The sequence below is a fragment of the Paenibacillus sp. AR247 genome, assembly GCF_002968895.1.
GTDB lineage: Bacteria > Bacillota > Bacilli > Paenibacillales > Paenibacillaceae > Paenibacillus_AQ > Paenibacillus_AQ favisporus.
The window spans coordinates 136194-144167 of the sequence record NZ_PCZT01000023.1; the positions used below are offsets into that span (position 1 = coordinate 136194).

Annotated in this window: 9 protein-coding genes; 7 read left to right on the forward strand and 2 right to left on the reverse strand. The window is 55.4% G+C overall.

Annotated features, from left to right (window positions below; all coding sequences use genetic code 11):
• The 7 genes from CPT76_RS29630 to CPT76_RS29660 all read left to right on the forward strand — a co-directional run.
• Window positions 1–1433 (forward strand): carbohydrate-binding domain-containing protein (locus CPT76_RS29630; RefSeq protein WP_181153116.1); only part of this gene is annotated, 1433 nt, incomplete at its 5' end.
• Between the two features lie 99 nt (window positions 1434–1532).
• Complete coding sequence (locus CPT76_RS29635) at window positions 1533–1826, forward strand: YdeI/OmpD-associated family protein (RefSeq protein WP_258168939.1); 294 nt, start codon at window positions 1533–1535, stop codon at window positions 1824–1826.
• A gap of 14 nt (window positions 1827–1840) precedes the next feature.
• The gene (locus CPT76_RS29640) at window positions 1841–2206 is read left to right on the forward strand and encodes an MmcQ/YjbR family DNA-binding protein (RefSeq protein WP_105445424.1); all 366 of its coding nucleotides are present in this window, start codon (window positions 1841–1843) and stop codon (window positions 2204–2206) included.
• Window positions 2207–2340: 134 nt separating this feature from the next.
• Window positions 2341–3096, forward strand: coding sequence for a copper amine oxidase N-terminal domain-containing protein (locus tag CPT76_RS29645; RefSeq protein ID WP_105445425.1), 756 nt, complete (start codon window positions 2341–2343; stop codon window positions 3094–3096).
• Window positions 3093–3848, forward strand: coding sequence for a hypothetical protein (locus CPT76_RS29650; RefSeq protein ID WP_105445426.1), 756 nt, complete (start codon window positions 3093–3095; stop codon window positions 3846–3848). Before CPT76_RS29645 ends, CPT76_RS29650 begins: the two co-directional genes overlap by 4 nt.
• 70 nt (window positions 3849–3918) lie before the next feature.
• Window positions 3919–4344, forward strand: a complete 426-nt coding sequence (locus tag CPT76_RS29655) for a DUF1801 domain-containing protein (RefSeq protein ID WP_105445427.1) — start codon at window positions 3919–3921, stop codon at window positions 4342–4344.
• 155 nt (window positions 4345–4499) lie between these two features.
• Window positions 4500–6551 carry a bifunctional diguanylate cyclase/phosphodiesterase gene (locus tag CPT76_RS29660; protein WP_374954744.1) on the forward strand — a complete coding sequence of 684 codons (2052 nt, stop codon included), beginning with the start codon at window positions 4500–4502 and terminating at the stop codon, window positions 6549–6551.
• 83 nt (window positions 6552–6634) lie between these two features.
• Here the strand turns inward: CPT76_RS29660 and CPT76_RS29665 are convergent, their stop codons facing one another.
• Complete coding sequence (locus CPT76_RS29665) at window positions 6635–6874, reverse strand: hypothetical protein (RefSeq protein ID WP_145162455.1); 240 nt, start codon at window positions 6872–6874, stop codon at window positions 6635–6637.
• Window positions 6875–7191: 317 nt separating this feature from the next.
• Entirely contained in the window at window positions 7192–7866 is a 675-nt protein-coding gene (locus tag CPT76_RS29670) for an ArsR/SmtB family transcription factor (RefSeq protein ID WP_308737689.1), read from the reverse strand.
• Window positions 7867–7974 lie beyond the last annotated feature (108 nt).

The following is a 7974-nucleotide window of genomic DNA, read 5'->3' on the forward strand; positions in this document are numbered from 1 at the left end:
ATGACACCGCTGCGAGTACAAACAGCAGCAGTGGAACAGACGCGGATGCGGCGCAGACGGAGGATGAGGAAAACGAGTCTACGAGCTCGAAAGGACTCAAGGCAGAGGCAGGCATCGCCGTTTCGGGTGGCACGTTCACGATCGACTCGGCGGACGATACGGTGCACAGCAATGGCAGCATCCTTGTTTCCGGTGGCCAGCTGGATCTCGCGACCGGCGATGACGGCATTCACGGCGACGTATCGATCGTCATTTCCGGCGGTAAAGTGAACATCAAGAACAGCTACGAAGGTATTGAGGCCGCGGATATCAGCATCGCCGGCGGCGAAGTGAACGTCGTCGCGAGCGATGACGGCGTGAATGCTTCCGATGGCAGCGGCAGCTCGGAAGGGCCGGGCGGCATGTTCGGCGGACAACCGCCGGCAGGCATGCCGGGACAGGCGCCGGATCAAGCGGCCGGCAGCCAAGGACAGACGGGCGATCAGGCGCAGTCCGGAACGTCTGCGCAAACGGGCAGCAGCTCGTCGTCCGGCACGGGCTCGGCGCAGTCCGATGCACAGGCGAATGCGGGCAGCCAGGCGGCGCAAAGCGGATCGGCTGACCAAAACAGCGCCCAGCAGCGTCCGGATGGCCAAGGGATGCCTGGCGGCCCTGGTGGAAGTGCCGGCACCGCACAGCTGACGATCAGCGGCGGCTACCTGACGGTGAATGCGCAAGGCGACGGTCTGGATGCCAACGGCTCCGTCACAATGACCGGCGGCACCGTGATCGTCAATGGTCCGACATCGGGCGGCAACGGCGCCCTTGATTATGACGGTACGTTCGAGCAGACTGGCGGTCTGCTGGTTGCTGCAGGCAGCGCCGGCATGGCCCAAGCGCCATCCGAATCGTCGTCGCAGCGCTCGGTGCTCATGACGTTCCCGAGCACGGTGAAGGCGGGCACGCTGGTGACGCTGTCCGACAGCGCCGGCACACCGGTCCTGAGCTTTGCACCGGCTAAAGACATCCAGACCATCGTCATTTCGACGCCGGATCTGAAGTCCGGAGAGACCTACGCCTTCTACACGGGCGGCACCTCGACAGGCACGTTGAAGGACGGCTTGTACACGGGCGGCAAGCTGACCGGCGGCACGAAGGTCGTCAGCTTCAAGCTCGGTGACACGGTCACGTATGTGAACGAGTCCGGCGTAACCACTGGCGGCGGTGGATTTGGAGGCGGCTTCGGCGGAGGCAGGGGTCCGGGAGGCAGAGGAGGAGCGAACGGTAGCGGATCGGGCGCGAGCGGTCAAAGCGGCGCTTCCGGTACCAGTGGCAGCACATCCGGTAACTCCAGCGGCAGCACGTCCGGCAGCGGAACAAGCAGTACTGGACAGTCCGGAACGTCGGGCTCCGGCAGCTCGGATAATGCGGACACAGGCACATCCTCGATCTAATGACCGGCACGAAGTACCGCGAATATGCAGTGATATGCACGGGTAACGAAGTGCCCCCATTGCAGCATCAAATTTGCGCGTATGGTCGGATTGAACGACGTGTTTACAGTCGTCGGCCTCAAAGCGGAGAAGCCAAGCAAAAAGCAGCCGTCCTCCAAACCGAGCCAATCCGTTGGCGATTATGAAGCCTTGATTCCGGAGGTGGAGAAGGATCTGCAGGATGCCCCGGAGGTGCTTGCTTTCTACCAGTCCCTCACACCGGGATACCGCCGGGATTGGGCCCGGTACATTTACAGCGCGGTACAAGAGGAGACCCGGGAGAAGCGGCGCGAGGATATGAAAACAGCTCTGGCGGCGGGCTATAAAACGATGGACTTGTATCGGAGAAGATAAGGAGGCGGCCTGGGATGAAGTCGAAGCAGGGCTTGGACATGCTGGAGCGGGTGAGGGGCATCTGCCGTCCGCTGCCGGAGGTGGAGGAGATTGTTGACGGCTTTGGCCACAACGTCATGAAAGTCAGAGGCAAAACGTTTGTCATGATGGGGGAAAACGAGAGCGTTCCTAGCCTTTCGTTCAAATCGACCAAGGAAGAGCAGTTCCTGCCGCTGCAGCAGGAAAGCTACGTTAAAACGCCTTATATCGGACACCACGGCTGGGTTTCCGTGGATAAATCATCCGTCCCGAACTGGGACGAGCTGGCCGTGCTGATCAAGGAGGCGTATCTGCTGGCGGCACCCAAACGGTTGGTGAAGCAGGTCATCGAAGGCGCATAATTTTGGAGTTTAGCACAGGACTAGAAACATATTCCTTTCTCCGGACGTCTATAATCTAGGCGGTCCCTGGCAGATCGATTGAGCTAGGTTCGTCTGAGATGAGATAAAATTTCTGAGGGTAAGGAGAAGTTTCGATGTCGACAAAAATCAAGTTAACGAGTTTACTGCTGTCTGCGGCTTTGGTATGCGGGGCGGTACCGGCTTTTGCCGCGGAGAAGGCGGCTCCCAAGCCTTTGAGCCAGACCTTCGACCAGATGGTCATCATTCCTTATGATTATCACGGAAAAGCCTTTATTAATGGGGAGAAGACCGACCTTTACGGTGATTATGACATCGTCCAGCGCAGCGGAAGGGTCCTGGTGCCGATCCGCCTGATGGGAACGCTGGCTTCGCAGTTCCGCTCCCAGGGGGAGTGGCAAACCATTTGGGAAGCGAAAAAACCGGATGACGTTACTTTTGTGAACTATGGGCTGAAAAAAACGATCAAGTTCAAAGTGAACAGCACGACGATGCTGGTGAATAACGAGTCCAAAAAGATGGACGTGGCGCCGCAGAAAATCGGTGGCCGGGTCGTTCTGCCCCTAAGAAGCGCCGCGGAGGCGCTGGGCAAAAATATCCAGTGGCTGGACGGTCTGATCGTGATGGGAGACGAAGTCGTTGACGAGAAGAGTTCCGAAACGCTGGCTGTTAAAAACCGTATCCTGACCCAACTGAAGGATACCCGGAAGCCGGTAGTGGATGAGAAAAGGCTGACGCCGATCACCAAATTTGGAGACACGATCTACTACACGAAACCGATCTATCAAAGCAGCGGCATATTGGAGCGTCTATACCGTAAGACTGATGGCAAAAAGGAAATCCTCGTTGACATTCCTGGGGAACCGTGTTGAGCAGTGCTAAGGTCATCGGGCACGATCTGTATTTCGTATCGACGGTGAGCAACCAAGGGGTTCTGTATGCTTTGGACCTGACCAACAATAAAGTCCGGAAGGTGAGCTCGCTCACGGATTGGAAGCCGTCGGACGGCTGGCTGCAGAATGTCTCGATGATTGACAATGAGCTGTACGTGAACCTTCATAGCGGCGATCTTACGATGGGATCGGAGACATTATACCGAGTCCTCAATGGTGCCCTGAAAGAGGTAACAGGTGCCAAAAGCTTGATCGGCCCTGTCAAATCGGGCGATTTCCTTTATCTTGCCGATTTTAACATTATGGGCAAAACCGTCGATAACTTAAGCCGGGTTAATCTCAAGACTGGGGAGAATAAGGCGATCGGCCAGGACGATTTCGTCTATGCCATCAACCGGAAGCATGACGGGGGCGGGACCAGCTATAGCGCTAATGACGCCATTTACGTCAAAGGGGGCTTTGTGTACGTGCTCGGTTACAAAGACAGCGATCCAAAGGATGAGGGCTCGGTGTACAAAGTCAACCCGTCTGACCAGACGCAGGTGAAGCTTACTTCTGCCGCCGGTCCGTTCTGGATGGTGGATAACCAGATTTATTATGTAGACGGTGCGACCGGTTATTTGGCCAAGACCGATGTGAACGGAGCAGAGCGGATTCAAACGGCAAAGCTTACGGATGAAGGTTTGGTATACACCTTGACCTACAAGGAAGGGGTTTATTCGGTAAAATAAACCGATTCCGTTGGTCTGCCCGGGTAAACGGGCAGGCCATTTTATTTTCCTGCAAAAAGGAGTGGTGACCATGTATGAGCTGAAAACGAAAGAAACCGATAACAGTGTGCTCGACTTCATCGAACAGGTGGAGCATCCCGGCAAGAAGCAGGATGCGTATTGGCTGCTGGACATTTTTACAGAGACGACGGGGTATCCTGCGAAAATGTGGGGGGCGAGCATCATCGGCTTCGGTTCGTACCATTACAAGTATGCGTCAGGTCACGAAGGGGATGCGCCGCTCGTCGGCTTCTCACCCCGCAAAGCCAAGATCAGCCTCTACTTCGCCCCTGGTGAAGAACAGCGTGAAGCCCTCCTGAAGGATTTGGGCAAGCATACCTCCGGCAAAGGCTGCGTCTATATCAACAAGGTTGCGGATATCGATGCAGACGTGCTGAAGGCTCTGATCCGGCAGTCGGTAAAGCATTTGCAAGAAACCTATCCGGCTGGGGAGTGACAGCAGGCTGCCGTGGTCATGCAAACATGTCGATAGGCTGCAGACACGTGCAAAAGCTGATGAAAATTGGCGAATGCTGCTAAAATACTTCTTTCGTTTGGGAAGGGCGGTCCTTTATACTTGCTGTATGAGCTTTATTGTGCAGACAACAAGGAGTGAGCCCCATCGTCCTGTTACATGAATCATATAATTTATGGATCGTTATGCTCTCTTTCATCATCGCCGTATTTGCGTCCTATTCGGCCCTCAACCTGGCTTCAAAAATATCAAGGTCGCGGGGCAGGACGCAGAAATGGTGGCTGGTAGCCGGCTCCTGCGTCATGGGCAGCGGGGTATGGTCCATGCATTTCGTCGGTATGCTTGCCTTTCATTTGAACGTGCCTGTGAATTACGATATTCCGATAACGCTGTTATCGATGCTGTGCAGCATTGTGGCCTCATTTATCGCCTTCCAAATGCTTTTGTCCAAAGGCGTGAACTGGCGCAGGTTCGCCTTGAGCGGGTTCTGCATGGGCAGCGGCATCGTGGCGATGCACTATACCGGGATGGCCGCGATGCGTCTTCCGGCCGAGATTACCTATGACCGGTCTTATTGGCTGCTCTCGGCAGCCATTGCACTGGCGGCTTCTTACGTTGCGCTGCTGCTGTTCCTCCGCTTTCGCGATCATACCGAGGTCAGCTGGTGGAAGTGGGCTTCGGCTCTGGTCATGGGGCTGGCCATTTGCGGCATGCATTTTACCGGTATGAAGGCCGCCGATTTCTGGTGCGGGAACCCGAATGCGATTGTTTCGACCGATGCCGGGGAAATGAACCTTTTGCTGCTGGCCGGTGTGACGCTCACGACGTTTTTTATCCTGATGGTTTCGTGGGGAGCGATGTTTTTCGACCGTCACGTGTTGGAGAAAATGGCCTACAGCGACCCGTTAACCGGGCTGCCTAACCGGCATGACCTGAACCGGCTGCTTGGCGAGGGAGTCGATACCTCGAAGGAAACCGCCGTTTTGTTTATCGACCTGGATCGCTTTAAAACGATTAACGATACGCTGGGCCATGACATCGGTGACATGCTGGTTCAGGAGGTGGGAAGACGTCTAAGCGGGTATCTGCAGGATGGCCAGAAGGTGTTTCGGCTAGGTGGTGATGAATTTCTCGTGGTTGCGGAAAACTGCGGCCAGGCCTTGGCAGAGGAGCTTGCGTCCGGCATTTTGGAGGTCGTCACCCGACCGTTTGTCCTGCAAGGCAATGAGCTGTACATTACGGCCAGCATTGGCATTAGTCTGGCGCCCAAGCATGGAACGGACCGGGCGTCGCTGCTGAAAACGTCGGATACGGCGATGTACAATGCCAAAAATGCCGGCAAGAACCGGTACTGCGTATTTGATGACGACATGGATAAAAGGCTGCTGCGCCGGCTGGAGCTGGAAAAGGATATGCGCGGAGCGTCGGAACGCCAGGAGTTCTATGTCGTGTATCAGCCGAAGTGGGATGCCCAGACGGATACTCCCGTCGGACTCGAGGCGCTGATGCGCTGGCCGCACCCCAAATTCGGCGTCGTCTCGCCGGACGAATTTATCCCGATCGCCGAAGAAACCGGACTGATCATCCCGATGACCCGGTGGATCCTGGAAGAGGCCTGCCGCCAAAACAAGGTGTGGCTCGACAAGGGCATGCCTTCGATGATCGTGTCGGTCAATGTGTCTGTACGTTTGTTTGAAAGCCAGCATCTTCTGTACATGGTGGAACATGCGCTTCGGACGACCGGTCTTCCGGCCCGGTACCTGGAGCTGGAGATCACCGAATCGACGATGCTGTACGATGTGCCCGATATGATCCGGCAGCTGAATGAGCTGCGTGAGATTGGGGTGCGGATATCGATGGACGATTTCGGATCGGGGTATTCCTCGCTCGGATCCCTGGATCAAATTCCGATCGACACGATCAAGATCGATCAGCTGTTTGTCCGGGAAAGCGATTCACCCTCCAAACGGGCGATCGTGGGCGCCATCATCGATATGGCGCTCAAGCTTCATCTGGAGCTGGTGGCTGAGGGTGTGGAAACGAGGGAGCAGATCGATTTTCTCCGCGCATCCGGATGCAACGTGATGCAGGGATATTTTTACGGCAAACCGATGAATATCGAACAGATGGACGAGTGGCTGCTGCAGAATGCGGGCAGGCCGATCGGAGAACCGTGGTTTGATAAATAAAAGGATGCCAGCTACAACCGGCATCCTTTTTTTACGGGCTATTGTATTTTTGGTGACCTGGAAGATTTTAATATTTAAATAACTTAATCATCTTCGGGATGGTTATAGGTGAAATTCTCAACAGGGTTGATAGAATCGTTCCGCTGGTTCTGAACCAAGGATTTCAGCTCTCGAACCTCCCGGCGCAAATGCCGCAGCTCGGTACGCATATTGGATTTGTCCACAGCCAGACGGACCAGCAAAAAGAAAATGGCCGCAAAAACTCCCCACATTACCAGGACCGCTACCACGCCGCCCATACCTATCATACTAGCACCACTCATCATAGCATTTCATCTCCCTTCTCCTTCGCTATCGGTTATCTGCTAAATAAGCAGGGTGGAGTTCACACAGCCTATAAAGGACGCTCGTTGACATCTATTTATAACAACGCCTTGGAAGCACAAAAGTTAGAGAAGTATGGAGAAGTTTGCCGGCTATGGGCTTGGGTTAACATGCTTGTCGATCCGATGGCACGAAAAACCCACTCGCAGACAGTCGCGACTGGGCCTTGAAAATGCTTCATGTTTAATTCCGGCAATACGAGGCGGAATCTGCTTTCATGATACCTGTACGCCGCTTCGCTGCTTGCTGAAGCTCCTTACATATCCGCCAGCGTAGACCCCGTTTCCAGGAACGTTTTCATTCCCGAAAGGACGAGCGGCAGGCCGTTCTCCAGCACGCCCGCGGTAGGGAGCGCCTGTTCGAAATCGTCATGGACGGCCGTAACGAGCGTGACGCCGGGTAATTCTTCATGCTGTGCGATCTCCCACGTGACGCGGGAAGGCGCGTCGTTCTCCGTGCCGGGCAGATTCACAAACTGCCAGCTCACGGCCAGCTTATGCGGGCGATCCAGTTCAAGGATGACCCCCTTGACCTTCTTTTCCCCCTCCGGGCCCAGCAGTTCAAAGGAAGAGCCGATTTCCCAGGAGGATTGAATGGCACAATTGAACCAAAACTTTGACGTTTTGGCCGGGTCGGTAATCGCCTGCCACACCTGTTCGGGACTCGATTTAATGGCGATCCGGTTGACATGCTTCGGTTTGGTTTCCATTTGCGTTTCACGCTCCAATTCGAATTGAAGTGATGTTAATCCTGCCGCCCAAGGTTCGGCGTATTTGCTGACCCATCGTTCGTATATCTGGCGGATGGGCACGGCGTTAAGGTAGTGCAGCTTCTCCCGGCCGACCTTCCTGGTCGTAATGAGTCCGGCTTCCTCCAGCAGGTTCAAATGCTTCATCACGCCGAACCGGGACATGTCGAGCGGGGCGCACAAGTCGTTCAGCGTCCGCCGTCATGCGCCTGCAGCAGGTCCAGAAGGGTGCGGCGTGNGGGGTCGGCGAGGGGCTTTAAANTTAGATTGTCCTCCAATCGTAACACCTCC